Origin of the sequence: Mesorhizobium alhagi CCNWXJ12-2, assembly GCF_000236565.1 — a bacterium.
Lineage (GTDB): Bacteria > Pseudomonadota > Alphaproteobacteria > Rhizobiales > Rhizobiaceae > Allomesorhizobium > Allomesorhizobium alhagi.
The window spans coordinates 41,890-57,878 of the sequence record NZ_AHAM01000183.1 but is presented as its reverse complement, the minus strand read 5'-3'; the positions used below and the strand labels follow the sequence as shown (position 1 = coordinate 57,878).

Here is a 15,989-nt window from a genome sequence, read left to right as displayed (position 1 = left end):
CGGCCCCCCGCCTGTGCGCCATTTATGGCCGCGAGTTGAAGGGTTTTTCGTTTCCTTCGCTTTGGCGCGCGTCGGACCAGCGGCTGGTCGCAAAGCTGGCGCACGGGGTGTTCCAGTCCAAATCCGTCGTCGTGATGGCCTTTGAGGGGCACAGCCACAACGGGCGCTCAACCTCATTCGAATTGCTGCTTCTGCCGCTCGACGGCGGCGTGGAAAGCCCGCGTTCGCTTGGCGTTATTTCGGCGGCCGGCCGGCCGTTCTGGCTCGGCGCCGACCCCGTCGTCGACGCAGTGCTTGAATCCGTGCGAGTGGTCGATCCCGACCTTGAGCCGATGTATCTGAAGAACCGGCCGGCGGTCACCGTACCGTCGCTCGAGCCGAGCTACAGCGCGCTGTCCAACTCGGAACCACCGCTCGGTTCGGCGCGGCGCATCCGGCACCTCCTGGTGCTCCCCGGCGGACGCGACGAATAACGGGACTTTCAACTCCAGGGTGGGTTCGGCTTACCCGTTATTAACCTATTTTGTTGTATTTTCTGGCCATATTTCCTGAATAAGCGCGAATGAGAATTCGAGCGGGATTGAGGCAGTGATGAAGCTAGCCGCCGTCGACTACTCGCCATCCAGGGCGGAGAGGCGCAATTTTCAGCGCGTCCGCGTCAAAATCTATGGCCGTTATATGCTCGAGGACCGCACCGAACACCCGTGTCAGGTTCTGGACATGTCGCCCGGCAATGTCGCGCTTCGCTGCGAACGCACGGGCAGGCCCGGCGAGAAGATCATCGCCTATATCGATCATATCGGCCGCGTCGAAGGCGTTCTGACCCGGACGTTGCAGGATGGCTTCGCCATGACGGTGGTTGCGTCCGACCGCAAGAAGGACAAACTCGCCGCGCAGCTGACCTGGCTCGCCAACAAGCACGAGCTCGACCTGCCGGAAGACCGTCGCCACGAGCGCGTCGCACCGCGCAATCCGCTGAGTTCACTGCATCTGACGGATGGCCGCCAATATCCGTGCCGGATCATCGATCTGTCGCTTTCCGGCGCTGCGGTCGAAATCGAGGTGAAGCCCGCGTTGGGCATCCAGGTCATTCTCGGCACCATGCGCGGACAGGTCGTGCGACACTTCGAAGACGGCATCGCGATTGAATTCGCTGTTATCCAAAGGCCCGAGACACTCGACTCGGAGTTCAACGCGCCCCGCGGCGCCTGATCGACGCTACGAAATTTGTTGAAAGCCGGCCTGTTTGGTCGGCTTTTTGCGTTCCAAACCGCGTCCCGTCGCCATGACAGACAGGCCAGTACTGCGATGCGCCGGGATGACTGGCGATCGGGATATTCGCACCGATTTCCCAACGTGGCAGTGAGGGATCCAGCGGAATTCCGAACATTCATTCAAATTTGAATCGAATTTTGTTATTATTCGAGTTTAGTTTTATTATTGTATTTCCTTAATTCGAACCGGTTTTTACTCAACATCTACTTCGCGTTTTTGCGTCAAATAAATCAACCTGTGGCACTGTCTCCTCAAACGGGGACATACCACAATGACAAGAACGACGGGGACATCGTTGCTGTTGGCGGTGATTGCGGGGCTCGCCGCCATGGTGGGGACCGCCAATGCTGCGCAACCTTTCATGCCGACAGGCGGCCGCACCACGCAGCCGGTCGGCCACTACGAATTCTGCCAGCGCCAGCCGGATGAATGCCGGTTGAAGTCATCGGGCGGAGCGCCGGTCGAACTGACGCGCGGGCTCTGGGCGGCGATGGTCGAGATCAACAACGCCGTCAACACGATGGTCACGCCGCGCACCGACATGGAGATGTGGGGCCGCGAAGAAGTCTGGTCCTATCCTGAGGGCATAGGCGACTGCGAGGACTATGCGTTGGAAAAGCGGCGTCAGCTGATGGCGCTCGGCGTGCCCGCCGGCGATCTTCTACTGACTGTCGTGCGCCAGCCGAGCGGCGCCGGCCACGCTGTGCTCACAATGCGCACCAGCCGTGGCGAGTTCGTGCTCGACAATCTCGAGCCGCGCGTGCTCGCCTGGACCGATACCGAATACACCTTCCTGAAGCGCCAGTCGGAGCGCAACTCCGGCGTCTGGGTCCAGATCAATGACGGCCGCGCCGACGCGGTCGCCAGCGTGCGCTAACCGCCAAGGTCACCGAAAAGCCCGGTCGAGTCCCCACCCTCCCCGTCCCCACGACCGGGTTTAGGAGCCGGCCCAGTCCCCGGGCCGGCTCCACCTTTTTTCTGCTCAGAGTTTCGAAAGGCCGGCCTTGAAGCGCTGGCCATTGCCGACATAGTGCTCGGCCGAAGCGCGCAACTGTCCGGCCGCGTCCGCGTCTAGCGTCCTGACCGCCTTGGCCGGTGATCCGACGATCAGCGAATTGTCCGGAAATTCCTTACCCTCGGTCACCAGCGCACCGGCGCCGACCAGGGAGTTTTTGCCAATGCGCGCGCCGTTCAGCACGATCGCGCCCATGCCCACCAGGCTGTTGTCGCCGATAGTGCAGCCATGCAGGGTGGCGCGATGGCCGATCGTGCAGCCCTCCCCGACCGTCAGCGGAAAACCCGGATCGGTGTGCATGATCGTGTGCTCCTGCACATTCGTCCCGGCGCCGATGACGATCGCTTCATTGTCGCCCCGGATCACCACCCCGAACCAGATGCTGACATCGCGGCCCAGCCGGACATTTCCGATCAAGGTCGCGTCCGGCGCAATCCAGTTGCTGCTCTCGTCCTCGAATTGCGGGGCGGTTCCGTCGATTGCGTAGAGCGGCATTGTCTCTCCCTGGCGTTGTTGTCGAATCTAGATGGAGCACCACGCCAGGCGCAAGGCGATAGGTCCGTCTTTACCCGCCGTTTACCATAAAGGCCGCATGGTTTGGGCTGCATGGAACCTGCGAAACGCACTTGATGAACCAGCCCGTAGCAGCCGATGGACCCGAGATCAGGACGGTCGATTCGTCGCTGATGTTCAAGGTGTTCTGCGCCTTTGCGCTGCTCGCTTTGCTCTCGGCCGCAATCAGCGCCGGCGGCAGATGGTTTGGCCGCTCGATCGCAATGGCTGGCCATACCGACGACAAAACGCTGCACGAGATCGTCATCGGCAATGATGTCATCGCCGTTCCGGCGAACGCCATCCGCTTCGAACGGGCGCGGCGCGACGGCATCGCCTCGCGGCTTGATCTTTATCTGCGCTGGCCCGAGATGAGCGGCTACAGCACCGCCGCGCGCGAAGACTTCAACCATGCCGGCGGATCGAGGCGCATCATCTTCCTGTCTTTCGAGGAACGCATGATGTCGCGCGACATGAGCGGCCGCTTCGCGCCCATATACAGTTCACTGATCGTGAAGCCGGGTATTCCCGGCCCGAACGGCGTGATGCTTTACGGCTTTACCGAAAAATCCGGCTATCTGAACGAAGTGCTGGCGGTCGCCGAGCGCCCGGGCGATCACCCCTTCGTGGCCCGCTGTCTCAGCGGATCGAGCGCGGAAGAATCGCTCGCGCCCTGCGAGCGCGATGTTCAGGTCGGAGAGAATCTCAGCCTGTCCTACCGCTTTCCGAAGGAACTGCTGGCCGACTGGCGGGCGCTGGACGCCGCCGTGCTGGCCGAAACATCCCGCATACTGAAAACCGCGCGCTGAGCGGCCCGGAGATCAGGCGAGATCGATGTCGAGAATCGCCATCGAGAAATTGTAGTCGCCGTCTTCCTCGTCCTTGAAGACGATGCCGAGAAACTCCTCGCCGACATAGACTTCGGCCGAGTCTTCCTTGCGCGGGCGCGCCTTCACCTGCATCTGCGGATTCTGGAATGTCCGTTTGAAGAAGGCGTCGAGTTTTCTGATTTCATCCGGCTTCAAGGCTGTTCTCCCGGTGGCGGGTGCGTTCGATTTGGAACGCGCTTCTGGCACGTCAGGGATGGCGATGTAAAGGCGAGCGCCGAACATCGCCCGCTACAGGCGTCCAACTAGCGCTGAATACCAGGGAGTCCAGCTACGGCCGCGGACGAGTCCGTCAGCCGTCAGATGTCGAAGCTGACGGTGCTGTCCGTGGGCTGCGACGGCAGGAACTGATCCATCTGACGGGAAGGCTGATCGCAGCCGCTCTCGCCGACGACACGGGCCGGCACGCCTGCAACCGTCTTGTTGTGCGGAACGGCCGCAAGCACGACCGAACCCGCCGCGATCTTGGAGCAGTGGCCGACTTCGATATTGCCGAGGATCTTGGCGCCGGCCCCGATCAGCACGCCGTAGCGGATCTTCGGATGACGGTCGCCGCCGGCCTTGCCGGTACCGCCGAGTGTGACGCCGTGCAGGATCGAGACATCGTCCTCGATCACCGCCGTTTCGCCGACCACCAGCCCTGTCGCGTGGTCGATGAACACGCCCATTCCCATCTTCGAGGCCGGGTGGATGTCGGTCTGGAACACCGAGGATGAGCGGCTTTGCAGGTAGAGTGCGAAATCCTTGCGCCCCCGGTTCCAGAGCCAATGCGCCAGGCGGTGCGTCTGGATCGCGTGGAAACCCTTGAAATGAAGCACCGGCATGAAGAACCGGTCGCAAGCGGGATCGCGATCGTAGTAGGCCTGAATATCGACGCGGACTGTGGTCGACCAGTCCGGGTTCTCACGCACCATGGTCTTGAAGGTCTGCCGGATCAGATCGGCCCCGACATCCCGGTGGTCGAGGCGCTCGGCAAGGCGATGGATCACCGCGTCTTCGAGGCTCTCCTGGTTGAGGATCGTCGAATAGAGGAACGCCGACAACAGCGGGTCGCGCGATATCGCCTCGGCGGCCTCGTCGCGAACGGAACTCCAGATCGGATCAACCGGCTTGAGGCTTGGGCGCGCTGCATTGTTGGTCGTCATCGACGGTCTCCGTTGCCGCTCGTTCACGTCAGGCGGACATATACTCCAGACCCCGGCATGATTGAACTCAATTTTCCTTAGTGCTTGTTCAAATGGTTTTGGTTCAGACGGAATCAAGCGATCGTGGAAAACGATCCCTTGATCGGCAGGCTGCCGATCCGCAGCGCCCATCAGTGGACGGCTTATCGCGTTGGCGGACGATATCGTTGATCTTATTGGTGTTTTTTGCGATAATGCACATGCGGACGCCCGTCGAGGAGTTCGACAAACGACGCCAAAGTCCTCACGGGCGTTTGAGCTACGCTCAAAGTAGCCTGAGAGGAGTATCGTCATGGCAACATTTGACAGAACAGGCTGGGGCCTGATCGAACATCGGCGCTGGGAGGACATCGTCACGATGGTCCTCGGCGCCGCGATCCTCGTATCGCCGATGTTCGGCGAGACCACCGGCAACACCACCATGGTTGCGGCTACGGCCATCGTAGGCGCCGCCATCGTGATCCTGGGCGGTCTGGAACAGATATTCCTGCGCCGATGGGAAGAATTCCTGCTGCTGCTTGGCGGCGTCTGGATGATGGCGTCGCCCTTCGTGCTGGAATATGCCGGGACATTGCGCAACTGGCACATCGCGCTCGGCGCGGCCGTGGCAGCGCTTGCGCTTCTGCAACTCTGGCAGGACCGGAACCGCGACCTCGAAGATTAGCTTGAAACCTGTGCGCCGGCGGAGCTATCCGTCGGCGCATCCATGGAGAAGAGATATCCCCTCCCTCGCTACAGCGGGTTGGCTGCGAGGAACTCCAGCACACGCTTCTTGAAAGTGCGGTCGCCGACCGACAGCATGTGGTCGCGACCCTCAATGTCGAAGCTTTGGGCGTTCGGCATCAGGCCGGCGAGTTCCGAGGCGGAGCCGCCAATGTCGTCGGTGGTTCCCACCGCGATCAGGGTCGGAACGGCGATGCGGCTGACCTCCTCTTCGGAAAGCAAGGGCCGCGACGTCGAAATGCAGGCGGCGAGCGCGCGCCGGTCGCTTTTGGTCTGATCGGCGAAGGCGCGGAAAGTCTGTCCACGCCGGTCCTCGATCTTCGACGGATCGGGCGCCAGAAGCGCGTCGGCGATCGGATCCCAATCGCCTACGCCTTCCACCATGCCTATTCCCAATCCGCCGGAGACCAGCGTCGCCACCATTGCGGGTTCGGCGAGCGCCAGGAAAGCGGCAATGCGCGCGCCCATCGAATAGCCCATCACATGGGCTCGGGAGATGCCGAGATGGTCGAGCAACGCCGCCGCGTCGCCGGCCATCTTCTGAGGCGTATAGTCGGCGGGTTCGTAGCTCTTCGACGAAGCGCCGTGGCCGCGATTGTCGAACGCAATCGCACGATACCCTGCATCGCCCAGCGTCTTCATCCAGCCCGGCGAGACCCAGTTCACCTGCGCGCTGGAGGCGAAGCCGTGGATCAGCAGAACCGGTTCGCCGCTGCCGTGCTCGGGCTGGCGATCGATGAAGGCAAGATCGAAACCGTCATGGGAGAATGACTGCATGGCACCTGCGATTCCTTTTAGAATTGAGACCATTGGTCAGTTGGCGCCGGCGGCCTGGCTGATGGCCGGATGGCGGATCAGGTCTCCATTCTCAATACCCGCCTCGGCTGCGGTTCCTGCATTGAGTTCGAGCACGAACTGGACCGGTTCGCCCGGCGCGATCGGCGCTTCGGAAAACGGCTCGCCCCTCTCGATCGCACGCACCTTGCCGTCCTGCCCGATGAAAACCAGATCGAGCGGCAGCGGCGTGTTCCTCATCCAGAAACCCACAGGCTGGCTCTCTTCGAACACGAACAGCATGCCATGGTCATTGTCCATTTCCTGCCGGAACATCAGACCGCGGGAGCGCTCGCCCGGATCGTCCGCGATCTCGATGGTGAAGGAGCGCTCGCCTTCGTCGGTCTCGGCGATCAGCGGTTCCGGATGAACCGGCAGCTCCATCGCCTGCTCCTGCGCAGCGACGGGCGTCTGCAGCGAAAAGCAAACGACAAATGCGGCGGCAAGGCCGCCCATCCATGCAGCAATGCGGGAAGGCGCCATCGAAAAAATCCTGTCAGGTCTCAATGCGAGACCGGCAAGGTCCCGATATCGGGGTGAATTTCGGCAGCCATAAGGCCTTTTTCGCCGCGCCCGAAGCGAACGAGCACGACCTGCCCCGGGCGAAGCTCCGTCAGGCCGTAGCGGCGCAGCGTCTCCATATGGACAAAGATGTCCTCAGTGCCCTCGCCGCGGGTGAGAAAGCCGAAGCCCTTGGTGCGGTTGAACCATTTGACCAGCGCCCGCTCCAGCCCGCTCTCGGCGGTCACCGCCACATGGGTGCGCTGCTCCTGCATCTCGGCGGGATGCACGGCCGTCGAACTGTCCATGGAGATGACCCGGAACGCTTGCATGCCGCGCTCGCCCTTCTTGACGAGACAGACGACGCGCGCGCCTTCGAGAGCGGTGTGGAAGCCGTCGCGCCGCAAGCAGGTCACGTGCAGGAGAACGTCGCCGGAAACGCCGTCGTCGGGCAGGATGAAGCCGTAGCCCTTGGCTACGTCAAACCACTTGATCGCCCCGGAAATCTCGACCAGACCAGCCGCGTCGCCGCCCTCGCCACGGTCCAAGGCGTCATCCGCTTCCAAGTCTCGCCCCATGAAAGAGGCCCTCTCCCCCATCCGAACGCACCCTTTCCAGAAACGCAGCCACTGATTCTGCTACCGAGAATAGCATTGCGACTTCCCAACAGCGCAAGACCTGACGTGCCTTTTTTCACCTGTTTCACCCGGAGAATGACGCTCGCCGCTCATGATCTGGTTGCAGCGGGTCATTTCCGGGTTGCCGCATCCCGCTGCGCCGCCCTATGTTCCGGCGCAAATCAGGGCAGCCGGAGCAAACACATGCGCTATCTCCACACAATGGTCCGCATCACGGATATCGACGCGTCGCTCGACTTCTATTGCAACAAGCTCGGCCTGGTCGAAGTGCGCCGCTTCGAGAACAAGGAAGGCCGTTTCACGCTGATCTTCCTGGCCGCACCCGAAGACGAGCATGCCGGCGTCACGGTAAAGGCTCCGCTGATCGAGCTGACCTACAATTGGGATCCCGAGGAGTACAAGGGCGGGCGCAATTTCGGCCACCTCGCCTACGAGGTCGACAATATCTACGAGACCTGCCAGCGCCTGATGGATATGGGCGTGACGATCAACCGTCCGCCGCGCGACGGCAACATGGCTTTCATCAAATCGCCAGATGGCATTTCGATCGAGCTCCTGCAGAAAGGGCCGGCGCTGGAAAAGGCCGAGCCATGGGCCTCGATGGGCAATACCGGTACCTGGTAGGGACGCTCGCCCCGGCTCCAGCCTGACTTGCACTCCTTCTCCGGCATGGTAACACCCTTGGCAAAGTACGTGCCGAGGGATGTTCAATGAAAGACGTATTGGTCGAACTCGAGCGTCGGCGCGAGATCGCACGGGCCGGCGGCGGCCAGGTGCGCATCGACGCCCAGCACAAACGCGGCAAGCTGACGGCCCGCGAGCGCATCGACATATTTTTGGACGAGGGCTCGTTCGAGGAGTTCGACATGTTCGTCGAACACCGCTCGACCGATTTCGGTATGGAAAAGCAGAAGATCGCCGGCGACGGCGTCGTCACCGGCTGGGGAACGGTCAACGGCCGGTCGGTCTTCCTGTTCGCCAAGGACTTCACCGTGTTCGGCGGCTCGCTCTCGGAGGCCCATGCCGAGAAGGTGATGAAGGTACAGGACATGGCGCTGCGCAATCGCGCGCCGATCATCGGCCTCTATGACGCAGGTGGCGCGCGCATCCAGGAGGGCGTCGCCGCGCTCGGCGGCTATGCCGAGATATTTCAGCGCAACGTACTGGCCTCCGGCGTCATCCCGCAGATTTCCGTAATCATGGGCCCCTGCGCCGGCGGCGACGTCTATTCGCCGGCCATGACCGACTTCATCTTCATGGTCCGCGACACCTCCTATATGTTTGTCACCGGACCCGACGTGGTGAAAACGGTGACCAACGAAACGGTGACCGCCGAGAGCCTTGGCGGCGCATCAATCCACACCACAAAATCGTCAATCGCCGACGGCGCATACGACAATGATGTCGATACGCTGCTGCAGATGCGGCGGCTTATCGACCTGCTGCCGGCCTCCAACACCGCCGAGCTTCCCGAAATCGAGTGCCACCAGTCCGTGACCGACCACGATCTGTCGCTGGACAGGCTGATCCCGGACAATGCCAACAAACCCTACGACATCAAGGAGCTGATCCTGAAGACTGCCGACGAGGGCGATTTCTTCGAGATCCAGCCGAGCTTCGCGAAGAACATCGTCACCGGCTTCGGCCGCGTCGAGGGCCGCACGGTCGGTTTCGTCGCCAACCAGCCGATGGTGCTGGCCGGCGTGCTCGACTCGGACGCCAGCCGCAAAGCGGCGCGCTTCGTGCGCTTCTGCGACTGCTTCAACATCCCGATCGTCACCTTCGTCGATGTGCCAGGTTTCCTGCCCGGCACCGCGCAGGAATATGGCGGGCTGATCAAGCACGGCGCCAAGCTGCTGTTCGCCTATGCCGAGGCAACGGTGCCGAAAATCACGGTGATCACGCGCAAGGCCTATGGCGGCGCCTATGACGTCATGGCTTCAAAGCACCTGCGCGGCGACATGAACTACGCCTGGCCGACGGCGCAGATCGCTGTGATGGGCGCCAAGGGCGCGGTCGAGATCATCTATCGCAAGGATATTTCCGATCCGGACAAGATCGCCGCCCACACCAAGGCTTATGAGGATCGCTTCCTGTCGCCCTTTGTTGCCGCCGAGCGCGGCTATGTCGATGAGGTGATCATGCCGCATTCGACCCGACGCCGAGTGGCGCGGGCGTTGCGCATGTTGCGGAACAAGGATCTCGATAATCCCTGGAAGAAGCACGACAACATTCCGCTTTGACGGCGTGTCCTCGCCACGATTCGGTGAGGCTTTACAAATTCATAGATCGTGACTGGACACGAAGCCGGAGTGGAGTCAAGCTGCAGTTTGGCGCAGGAGGGGGCCGCACCTGAACAAGGAGCCCGTCATGCAGCACCAGACTTTAAAAGACCTCAAAGCCGTCGCCCAGGTCCATCCGGACCTCGCTCGCCCCGTAATGACGCGGAGGGAGCGCCTCGAACGTTGGGCGGGACTTCTCGAAAGTAGGCCCGAGCGGCGGCTCGCAACGCTTCACGGCACGGAATACCAAGCCGGCGGGGCCCGTGCGACGATGCGCGGTTCCGGCTCGCCGTTGTCGGTGGCGTTCGATGATCCGGTCCTTCGCGCCGAAGGCCTGGAGAACGACAGCTATGGCGAAGCCAAACGGTTCTTCGAACTGTCGGATTGGCAGTTGCACGGAATCGTTTGCTATTGCCATTTCGGGGAAACTGTCACCGCGGCTACCGCCGCCCGGCACGTCCGGTCCGCTATAAATCCAAGGACCGGGATATTCGCAAGGCTGCGCGACCTGATCATCGGCTAAGCGCCGACGGGGAGTTGCCAGCATGCGGCCCGCCGCAGGGGCGGGTCGCGGATGATATTGACCGTTCGGCCATCGCCCGGACCGCTCAGGAATGGCGTATGATCTCGTTGTATTCGTCGAGATCGACGTAGAAGATTTTTGTGATCTCCGACACGAGCTGCTCTTCATCATAGCCGCGCGATTTCAGTATGTTGATCGCGGTCAGAATATCCACGCGCTCGGTCAGCCGCCGCTTGGCGCAGTCGTCAATGGCATGCAACATCGGTTTCCCCTCGCCCGAATGTCAAACTCAACGAACAAACTCGCCCACAAGATGATTGTCGTTGCTTGCGCCGGCCTTGCCATGCCGACTGAAATAACTCCGCAGAAGCTATGATGTACGCCCAGGAACCCGACTCACTCTAGGCCGAGGCAGGATAGCACGCAATACGCGCAATGTGCGCAACCGGGAGGCGATGTCTAATGCCGCCTGGCTTGGACCAGGTAGCCGTCGATAAAGGCTTCGCCCAGCCATTTGCTCGCCTCCAGCCGGTGCAATCCTTCGACCAGAATGTGGCGCTTGCCGTCGAACCGCACCTGGATCGGCGTCTTCTGGCCGTTCTCCAGAATGTCCTCGGCCAAGAGCCGCACCGTTTCCGGGTGAAGCGTCTTTCGTCGCGCCGTCGGGACGTAGATTTCGTCGATCTTGAATTTCTGGACTCTCAGCATGAACCGATCCGCTAGTGCTCCGTTGTCGTTCAAGATGGGGCCGCGGGACTTGGATGTCCATGGACGGCTGCGCTTGGCTTGCGCGAGCCCGCGATGCCGACGTCGGCTGCCAATCGCCCCAACCCTGTCAGCATCTGTCAGGAATGTTTTCCTGAACTTTGTCCACACCCTCCCTCGATGCCCGCATACTCCATCCCGGCAGCTTGCTGGTGGGGAACGGGTGTGCACGACCGGCATCCAGGGAAGTGTGGCGCCGGCGATGATCCCCGCATGGTCGTGCGGGGCGCTCCGGCCCCGGGTCGCGCTTGTGCGCCCGCGCTTTGTCCCAGATTACCGGGACAGGGCGATGGGCCGGGAGCGGCCAGGGGAGAAAACGCCGGCGGCGCATGGCAGCGCGTCAAATAACTAAAATTGATTAGGCGTCGCTGCCATGCGCCGCTTCCCACACCCCGGCTTCGAGAAGAAGCGCGGGAACGTATTCGCGCGCCCTCAAACATGGAAAGACCTCCACGTGGCCCGAAGAACAAGACCCGAGGCGGCTCGGGCAATGGTCACGTCAGCTTTCCAGCACTTCCTTCACCACCGTCGCCAATTGCTTCAGCGAGAAGGGTTTCGGCAGGAAGCCGAACTTGGCATCGGCCGGCAGGTTTTTCGCGAACGCGTCCTCCGCATAGCCGGAAACGAAGATGAATTTTATATCGGGCCTGATCTTGCGCAACTCGCCAAGCAGCGTCGGTCCGTCCATTTCCGGCATGACCACGTCCGACACGACGATGTCGACCTGTCCGCCGAGCGAATGATAGACCTCCAGGGCCTCGACGCCGGACGACGCCTCGTGGACCGTGTAGCCGCGGGAGGTAAGCGCTCGCATGCCGCCCATGCGCACCGCGTCCTCGTCCTCGACCAGCAGCACGGTGGCCGAACCCGACAGGTCGCGCGCCGCATCCGAGAGCTTGGCCGCGGCGACAGCGACTTCCGCGGCCTTCGCGTCGCCCTCGACCATGGGTTTGGCGTCGTCATCGAGAACCGGTTTGGCGCCCGGCACATGGCGCGGCAGGAAGATGCGGAACACAGAGCCCTTGCCGGGTTCCGAATCGCAGAAGATGAAGCCGCCGGTCTGCTTGATGATGCCATAGACCATCGAGAGGCCGAGGCCGGTGCCCTTGCCCACTTCCTTGGTGGTGAAGAACGGCTCGAAAATCTTCTTGAGCACGTCGGGTGCGATGCCGCTGCCGGTATCCTCGACCTCGACCAGCACGTAATCGGCCGCAGTGAGTTCGCGGTAGCCGAATTTCTGGCACTCGGCTGCGGCGACGTTCATGGTCCGCACCGTCAATTCGCCGCCGTCCGGCATGGCGTCGCGCGCATTGACCGCGAGATTGACCACGACCTGCTCGAACTGGCCGATGTCGACCTTGACCGGCCAGAGGTCGCGGCCGTGGTCGACCTTGAGCTTCACGGTGTTGCCGACCAGCCGGGCCAGAAGCATCCGGAGATCGGCGAGCACGTCGGTCAGGTTGAGGACTTCCGGCCGCAGCGTCTGCTTGCGCGAAAACGCCAGAAGCTGCCTGACCAGCGAGGCGGCGCGGTTGGCGTTCTGCTTGATGTTCATGATGTCGGGGAAGGACGGGTCCGACGGCCGGTGATTGGTCAGAAGCAGATCCGACGCCATGATGATGGCGGTGAGCACATTGTTGAAATCGTGAGCGATGCCGCCGGCGAGTTGGCCGACCGCCTGCATCTTCTGGCTCTGGGCCATCTGGCCTTCCATCGCCTTCTGCTCGGTTGTCTCGACGGCATAGACGATCGCGGCCTCCTCGGCGCCCTCGCCGCCTGTGCCGTCGGCCACCGCATTGACGTAGAAGCGGATATGGCGCTCCTCATTGTTGGGCAGCACGGTATCGATCGGCGCGATGTCGGCTTGGCGCTGCCGGGCTTTTTCAAGGGCCGCCGCGAAGGCGGCGCGGTCGCGCTCGTGGATGACCGTGTCGAGGCGCACGCGGGCGTCGACCGCATCGCGGTCGACGACGCTGGAGAACAGCGACAGGAACGGCGCATTGGTGCGCACGATCCGGCCGGACGAATCGACGCCGGCGATCGCCATCGGCGTGGAATTGAAGAAGCGCGTAAACCGGATCTCGGAAGCCCTGAGATCGGCGGAAGAATCCTCGCCCTGGGTGCGGTTGAGCACGATCGTGCGGGTCGGCCCGTTCAGTCCCTCGCGGCTCGCCGAAACGCGGTGCATGAAACGCACCGGCAGAACTTCGCCGGTGGCGGTCGCAAGGTCGAGATCGATGACGGCGTTGCGGGTCGTACCGGGATCGGCCTTGACCGAGCGGATGAGCGCCATGCCGTCGCCGGCGACGATTTCGTGCAGGGTGGTGGCGCCCGGCGTGAAGCTGGCGAGATCGATGCCCAGCCACTCCGCCAGCGTGGCGTTGATATAGGTGACGCGGCCGTCCTGATCGGCGGAGAAGAAGCCGGCAGGCGCATGGTCGAGATGGTCGATCGCCTGCTGCAGGTCGAGGAAGAACCGCTCCTGCTCGGCGCGCTCCTTCGAAATATCGGCGAGTTGCCAGGCAAACAGCGGCAGGCGCTGGCCAGGAACCTTGAAGGTCCGCGCACGCGCCCTGTACCAGCGCGCGCCGGGCTCCGAACCCGGCCTGATGGCCTGGGGGAGACGGAACTCACCATCGCCGGCCTGGCCGTCGCGCAGGCCGGACGCCAGGCGGTAGATCGTCGGCGAAGCTTCCTGGACGTCCGAAAGCAGGCTCTCCACCGTCTTCAGATCGGCCGCGGCGGTGGCCCCAGTCATATCGGCATAGGCGCGGTTGGCGTAGATGACCCTGCCCTTGGTGTCCGTGACCAGCAGGCCTTGCGACATCGAATCGACGAAGGCCTTGGACAGCTCGTCCGTGGTAGAGCGCGGCGCGATCTGGATGAAGCCGATCGCGGTGGCGAAGAGATAGCCGACGCCGATCATCGCGAGCACGCCGAGCATGCCGAGCAGGAACGGATCGCCGAGGCTCTCGCGGAAAAGGCCGAAAACGATCGCCGCGCCCGTCAGGACGACGATGAAGACGATGAGCCGCGTTATCGCGCCGGGGCGCGTGTTCTGATCGACGATAGGCACCGGATAAAAATCGCCGCGTGTTTCCTTGGCCATAGGCCCCCTGCCTGTTTCCCCGGTACTGCAGCATCGCGTGCATTAATTGGACGCGCAAAGGACGCTGCAAATTTTGCTCTGCTACGCTGCGCAACGCGCAGACCGCTTGAATCACATTCTCCCCGACGCGCATAGCTCTAGCCTGAAAATGGGCCGGGAAAAACCGGCCTTGCCGGGCCTTGAGCGAGATAGCGTATTTCAGCGCGTCACGAACCGTGAAACGAACCTTGCAGATGGCGGCTGCAACGGTCTAGTGTCGCCCTGGGGCGGCAAGAACGATACGGGGAAAAAGATGCAGGACTGGTTGGATGGACTGGCGGGTCCCGGATATACCCAGGCGATCGTTTGGACGTTCGCCGCGCTCCTCCTCCTGCTCATCGTGCTGATCATCATCAAGATGGTCCGCAGCCTCACCTTCGGCACATTTGTCGCCGGCGGCCGCAACCGCAAGACCCGTCTTGCGGTGATGGATGCAACGGCAGTGGACAGTCACAGGCGGCTGGTGCTGGTGCGCCGCGACGACATGGAGCATCTGCTTCTGATCGGCGGCCCGACCGACGTCGTGGTGGAGCGCGACATCAGGCTTACCCAGCAGCGCCGCCCTGCCCTGACCGGCGACAGCAGCCGGGATGCGGTCGCGCAGCCGCAGCAATTGCCGAGGCCGCGCCTTGTCGAGCAGCCGCCCGCCCGGCCTGCAACCCCACCGCCGCCCCGCACACCGGAACGGCCCGCAACACAGCCGATCGGCCGCAGCATAAGCGAGCCGGCGGCGACGCCGCAGCCCGTGTCGAAACCGGAGCCGCCGAGAATGCCGGCGGCGGCAACCGTTGCGCCCTTGCCGCAGGAGCATCGCTATACGCCGGCGCCGCGACCGCAGCAGCCATCATCCTTCAAGCCCGTGAGGCAGCAGGAGGATCTGGACGATGCACTTCTAAAGGAACTCGAAGTCTCGCTCGACGAAAAGCCGGCCACGAATTCCGCGAGGCCGCCCGTCCCATCGCTGGACGACGAGATGACCAAGCTCCTTGGCGAGCTTTCGAGCCACAAGAGGTAGCGAATAGCGAATAAAAAATGGCCGGAGAACCGGCCATTGCAAGCGAATTTCCCTATTCGCTACTCACTATTCGCTATTTGCTTGTTCAGTCGTCGCGATAGACTTTTTCGCGCCGCTCGTGGCGCTCCTGAGCCTCGATGGAGAGCGTGGCGATCGGACGGGCATCCAGCCGCTTGAGCGCGATCGGCTCGCCGGTTTCCTCGCAAAAGCCGTAGGTTCCCTCATCGATCCGCTGCAGCGCCGAATCGATCTTGGCGATCAGCTTGCGCTGGCGGTCGCGGGCGCGGAGCTCGATGGCGCGGTCTGTCTCGGACGAGGCGCGGTCGGCGAGGTCCGGGTGATTGGCGTTTTCCTGCTGCAGGATTTCCAGCGTTTCGCGCGCTTCGCGCAAAATATCGTTCTTCCAGGTGACGAGCTTGGCGCGAAAATAGGATTTCTGCCGCTCGTTCATGAACGGCTCGTCTTCCGAGGGAACGTAATCGGCATCAGCGAGAGCGTTCATTCGACTCATCCCAGTACCCCTTTTTTCGGGGCCTATATATTCGCCGGCCCGAAGTCGCACAAGGTCATTCGTAAAGAAGGTCACGCAATTGTTAGTGGCACTTAAAGTCCGGCTTCGCGCGCTTCCATGCCGCGGCCGGCTTGGC

At 62.4% G+C, this 15,989-nt stretch carries 19 protein-coding genes; 9 read left to right on the top strand and 10 right to left on the bottom strand.

The genetic code is table 11. The features are described 5' to 3' along the window. The 3 genes from MAXJ12_RS21180 to MAXJ12_RS21170 all read left to right on the top strand — a co-directional run. Positions 1-473 (top strand): PAS domain-containing protein (locus tag MAXJ12_RS21180; RefSeq protein ID WP_008838028.1); only part of this gene is annotated, 473 nt, incomplete at its 5' end. Positions 474-591: 118 nt separating this feature from the next. Then, positions 592-1,212: a PilZ domain-containing protein gene (locus tag MAXJ12_RS21175; protein ID WP_008838027.1), complete on the top strand. Its 621-nt coding sequence runs from the start codon at positions 592-594 to the stop codon at positions 1,210-1,212. Between the two features lie 334 nt (positions 1,213-1,546). Continuing rightward, a complete protein-coding gene (locus tag MAXJ12_RS21170) occupies positions 1,547-2,152 on the top strand; it encodes a transglutaminase-like cysteine peptidase (RefSeq protein ID WP_040587197.1) in 606 nt (201 codons plus the stop codon). Between the two features lie 105 nt (positions 2,153-2,257). On the opposite strand, the gene MAXJ12_RS21165 is transcribed toward MAXJ12_RS21170, so the two are convergent. After that, the gene (locus tag MAXJ12_RS21165; RefSeq protein ID WP_008838025.1) at positions 2,258-2,785 is read right to left on the bottom strand and encodes a gamma carbonic anhydrase family protein; all 528 of its coding nucleotides are present in this window, start codon (positions 2,783-2,785) and stop codon (positions 2,258-2,260) included. A gap of 134 nt (positions 2,786-2,919) precedes the next feature. Between MAXJ12_RS21165 and MAXJ12_RS21160 the strand changes: the two genes are divergently transcribed. Continuing rightward, positions 2,920-3,651, top strand: a complete 732-nt coding sequence (locus MAXJ12_RS21160; protein WP_008838024.1) for a hypothetical protein — start codon at positions 2,920-2,922, stop codon at positions 3,649-3,651. A 12-nt stretch (positions 3,652-3,663) separates the two neighbouring features. Here the strand turns inward: MAXJ12_RS21160 and MAXJ12_RS21155 are convergent, their stop codons facing one another. Next, a complete protein-coding gene (locus tag MAXJ12_RS21155; RefSeq protein ID WP_008838023.1) occupies positions 3,664-3,867 on the bottom strand; it encodes a DUF3126 family protein in 204 nt (67 codons plus the stop codon). 161 nt (positions 3,868-4,028) lie between these two features. Continuing rightward, positions 4,029-4,874, bottom strand: a complete 846-nt coding sequence (gene cysE / locus MAXJ12_RS21150) for a serine O-acetyltransferase (protein WP_008838022.1) — start codon at positions 4,872-4,874, stop codon at positions 4,029-4,031. A 331-nt stretch (positions 4,875-5,205) separates the two neighbouring features. Here cysE and MAXJ12_RS21145 point away from each other — a divergent pair, with 331 nt between their 5' ends. Further along, a complete protein-coding gene (locus tag MAXJ12_RS21145; protein ID WP_008838021.1) occupies positions 5,206-5,577 on the top strand; it encodes an SPW repeat domain-containing protein in 372 nt (123 codons plus the stop codon). A 68-nt stretch (positions 5,578-5,645) separates the two neighbouring features. Here MAXJ12_RS21145 and MAXJ12_RS21140 read toward each other — a convergent pair whose 3' ends face one another. The 3 genes from MAXJ12_RS21140 to MAXJ12_RS21130 are packed head-to-tail and all read right to left on the bottom strand — an operon-like array spanning position 5,646 to position 7,549. After that, on the bottom strand, positions 5,646-6,413 hold the full coding sequence (locus tag MAXJ12_RS21140; protein ID WP_008838020.1) for an alpha/beta fold hydrolase: 768 nt from the start codon (positions 6,411-6,413) through the stop codon (positions 5,646-5,648). Positions 6,414-6,449: 36 nt separating this feature from the next. Then, positions 6,450-6,953, bottom strand: coding sequence for a DUF192 domain-containing protein (locus MAXJ12_RS21135; protein WP_008838019.1), 504 nt, complete (start codon positions 6,951-6,953; stop codon positions 6,450-6,452). A 20-nt stretch (positions 6,954-6,973) separates the two neighbouring features. Then, complete coding sequence (locus tag MAXJ12_RS21130; RefSeq protein ID WP_008838018.1) at positions 6,974-7,549, bottom strand: cold-shock protein; 576 nt, start codon at positions 7,547-7,549, stop codon at positions 6,974-6,976. Positions 7,550-7,792: 243 nt separating this feature from the next. Between MAXJ12_RS21130 and MAXJ12_RS21125 the strand changes: the two genes are divergently transcribed. The 3 genes from MAXJ12_RS21125 (at position 7,793) to MAXJ12_RS21115 (ending at position 10,414) form a co-directional block, all read left to right on the top strand. Continuing rightward, positions 7,793-8,233 (top strand): VOC family protein, encoded by a 441-nt coding sequence (locus MAXJ12_RS21125; protein WP_008838017.1) that lies wholly within the window; start codon positions 7,793-7,795, stop codon positions 8,231-8,233. A gap of 86 nt (positions 8,234-8,319) precedes the next feature. Beyond that, positions 8,320-9,852 (top strand): acyl-CoA carboxylase subunit beta, encoded by a 1,533-nt coding sequence (locus MAXJ12_RS21120; RefSeq protein ID WP_008838016.1) that lies wholly within the window; start codon positions 8,320-8,322, stop codon positions 9,850-9,852. A gap of 127 nt (positions 9,853-9,979) precedes the next feature. Then, positions 9,980-10,414, top strand: a complete 435-nt coding sequence (locus MAXJ12_RS21115) for a hypothetical protein (RefSeq protein WP_008838015.1) — start codon at positions 9,980-9,982, stop codon at positions 10,412-10,414. A gap of 85 nt (positions 10,415-10,499) precedes the next feature. Here the strand turns inward: MAXJ12_RS21115 and MAXJ12_RS38260 are convergent, their stop codons facing one another. From MAXJ12_RS38260 to cckA, 3 genes are all read right to left on the bottom strand, one after another. Then, positions 10,500-10,676 (bottom strand): hypothetical protein, encoded by a 177-nt coding sequence (locus tag MAXJ12_RS38260; protein ID WP_008838014.1) that lies wholly within the window; start codon positions 10,674-10,676, stop codon positions 10,500-10,502. Positions 10,677-10,873: 197 nt separating this feature from the next. Beyond that, the gene (locus tag MAXJ12_RS21110) at positions 10,874-11,122 is read right to left on the bottom strand and encodes a ParB N-terminal domain-containing protein (protein ID WP_008838013.1); all 249 of its coding nucleotides are present in this window, start codon (positions 11,120-11,122) and stop codon (positions 10,874-10,876) included. A 556-nt stretch (positions 11,123-11,678) separates the two neighbouring features. Continuing rightward, positions 11,679-14,288 carry a cell cycle histidine kinase CckA gene (gene cckA / locus MAXJ12_RS21105; protein WP_008838012.1) on the bottom strand — a complete coding sequence of 870 codons (2,610 nt, stop codon included), beginning with the start codon at positions 14,286-14,288 and terminating at the stop codon, positions 11,679-11,681. A 292-nt stretch (positions 14,289-14,580) separates the two neighbouring features. On the opposite strand from cckA, the gene MAXJ12_RS21100 reads away from it, so the two are divergent. Continuing rightward, positions 14,581-15,342 carry a flagellar biosynthetic protein FliO gene (locus MAXJ12_RS21100; protein ID WP_008838011.1) on the top strand — a complete coding sequence of 254 codons (762 nt, stop codon included), beginning with the start codon at positions 14,581-14,583 and terminating at the stop codon, positions 15,340-15,342. Between the two features lie 85 nt (positions 15,343-15,427). Here MAXJ12_RS21100 and dksA read toward each other — a convergent pair whose 3' ends face one another. Continuing rightward, on the bottom strand, positions 15,428-15,844 hold the full coding sequence (dksA, locus tag MAXJ12_RS21095; protein WP_008838010.1) for an RNA polymerase-binding protein DksA: 417 nt from the start codon (positions 15,842-15,844) through the stop codon (positions 15,428-15,430). Positions 15,845-15,989: the final 145 nt, after the last annotated feature.

Bases quoted from the DNA above. Each gene is read 5' to 3' on its own strand.
- MAXJ12_RS21145 (WP_008838021.1), top strand. From the start codon at position 5,206: ATGGCAACATTTGACAGAACAGGCTGGGGCCTGATCGAACATCGGCGC.
- MAXJ12_RS21110 (WP_008838013.1), bottom strand. From the start codon at position 11,122: ATGCTGAGAGTCCAGAAATTCAAGATCGACGAAATCTACGTCCCGACG.
- MAXJ12_RS21170 (WP_040587197.1), top strand. From the start codon at position 1,547: ATGACAAGAACGACGGGGACATCGTTGCTGTTGGCGGTGATTGCGGGG.
- MAXJ12_RS38260 (WP_008838014.1), bottom strand. From the start codon at position 10,676: ATGTTGCATGCCATTGACGACTGCGCCAAGCGGCGGCTGACCGAGCGC.
- MAXJ12_RS21165 (WP_008838025.1), bottom strand. From the start codon at position 2,785: ATGCCGCTCTACGCAATCGACGGAACCGCCCCGCAATTCGAGGACGAG.
- MAXJ12_RS21160 (WP_008838024.1), top strand. From the start codon at position 2,920: ATGAACCAGCCCGTAGCAGCCGATGGACCCGAGATCAGGACGGTCGAT.
- MAXJ12_RS21115 (WP_008838015.1), top strand. From the start codon at position 9,980: ATGCAGCACCAGACTTTAAAAGACCTCAAAGCCGTCGCCCAGGTCCAT.
- MAXJ12_RS21125 (WP_008838017.1), top strand. From the start codon at position 7,793: ATGCGCTATCTCCACACAATGGTCCGCATCACGGATATCGACGCGTCG.
- MAXJ12_RS21100 (WP_008838011.1), top strand. From the start codon at position 14,581: ATGCAGGACTGGTTGGATGGACTGGCGGGTCCCGGATATACCCAGGCG.
- MAXJ12_RS21130 (WP_008838018.1), bottom strand. From the start codon at position 7,549: ATGGGGCGAGACTTGGAAGCGGATGACGCCTTGGACCGTGGCGAGGGC.
- MAXJ12_RS21175 (WP_008838027.1), top strand. From the start codon at position 592: ATGAAGCTAGCCGCCGTCGACTACTCGCCATCCAGGGCGGAGAGGCGC.
- MAXJ12_RS21140 (WP_008838020.1), bottom strand. From the start codon at position 6,413: ATGCAGTCATTCTCCCATGACGGTTTCGATCTTGCCTTCATCGATCGC.
- dksA (WP_008838010.1), bottom strand. From the start codon at position 15,844: ATGAACGCTCTCGCTGATGCCGATTACGTTCCCTCGGAAGACGAGCCG.
- cckA (WP_008838012.1), bottom strand. From the start codon at position 14,288: ATGGCCAAGGAAACACGCGGCGATTTTTATCCGGTGCCTATCGTCGAT.
- cysE (WP_008838022.1), bottom strand. From the start codon at position 4,874: ATGACGACCAACAATGCAGCGCGCCCAAGCCTCAAGCCGGTTGATCCG.
- MAXJ12_RS21135 (WP_008838019.1), bottom strand. From the start codon at position 6,953: ATGGCGCCTTCCCGCATTGCTGCATGGATGGGCGGCCTTGCCGCCGCA.
- MAXJ12_RS21120 (WP_008838016.1), top strand. From the start codon at position 8,320: ATGAAAGACGTATTGGTCGAACTCGAGCGTCGGCGCGAGATCGCACGG.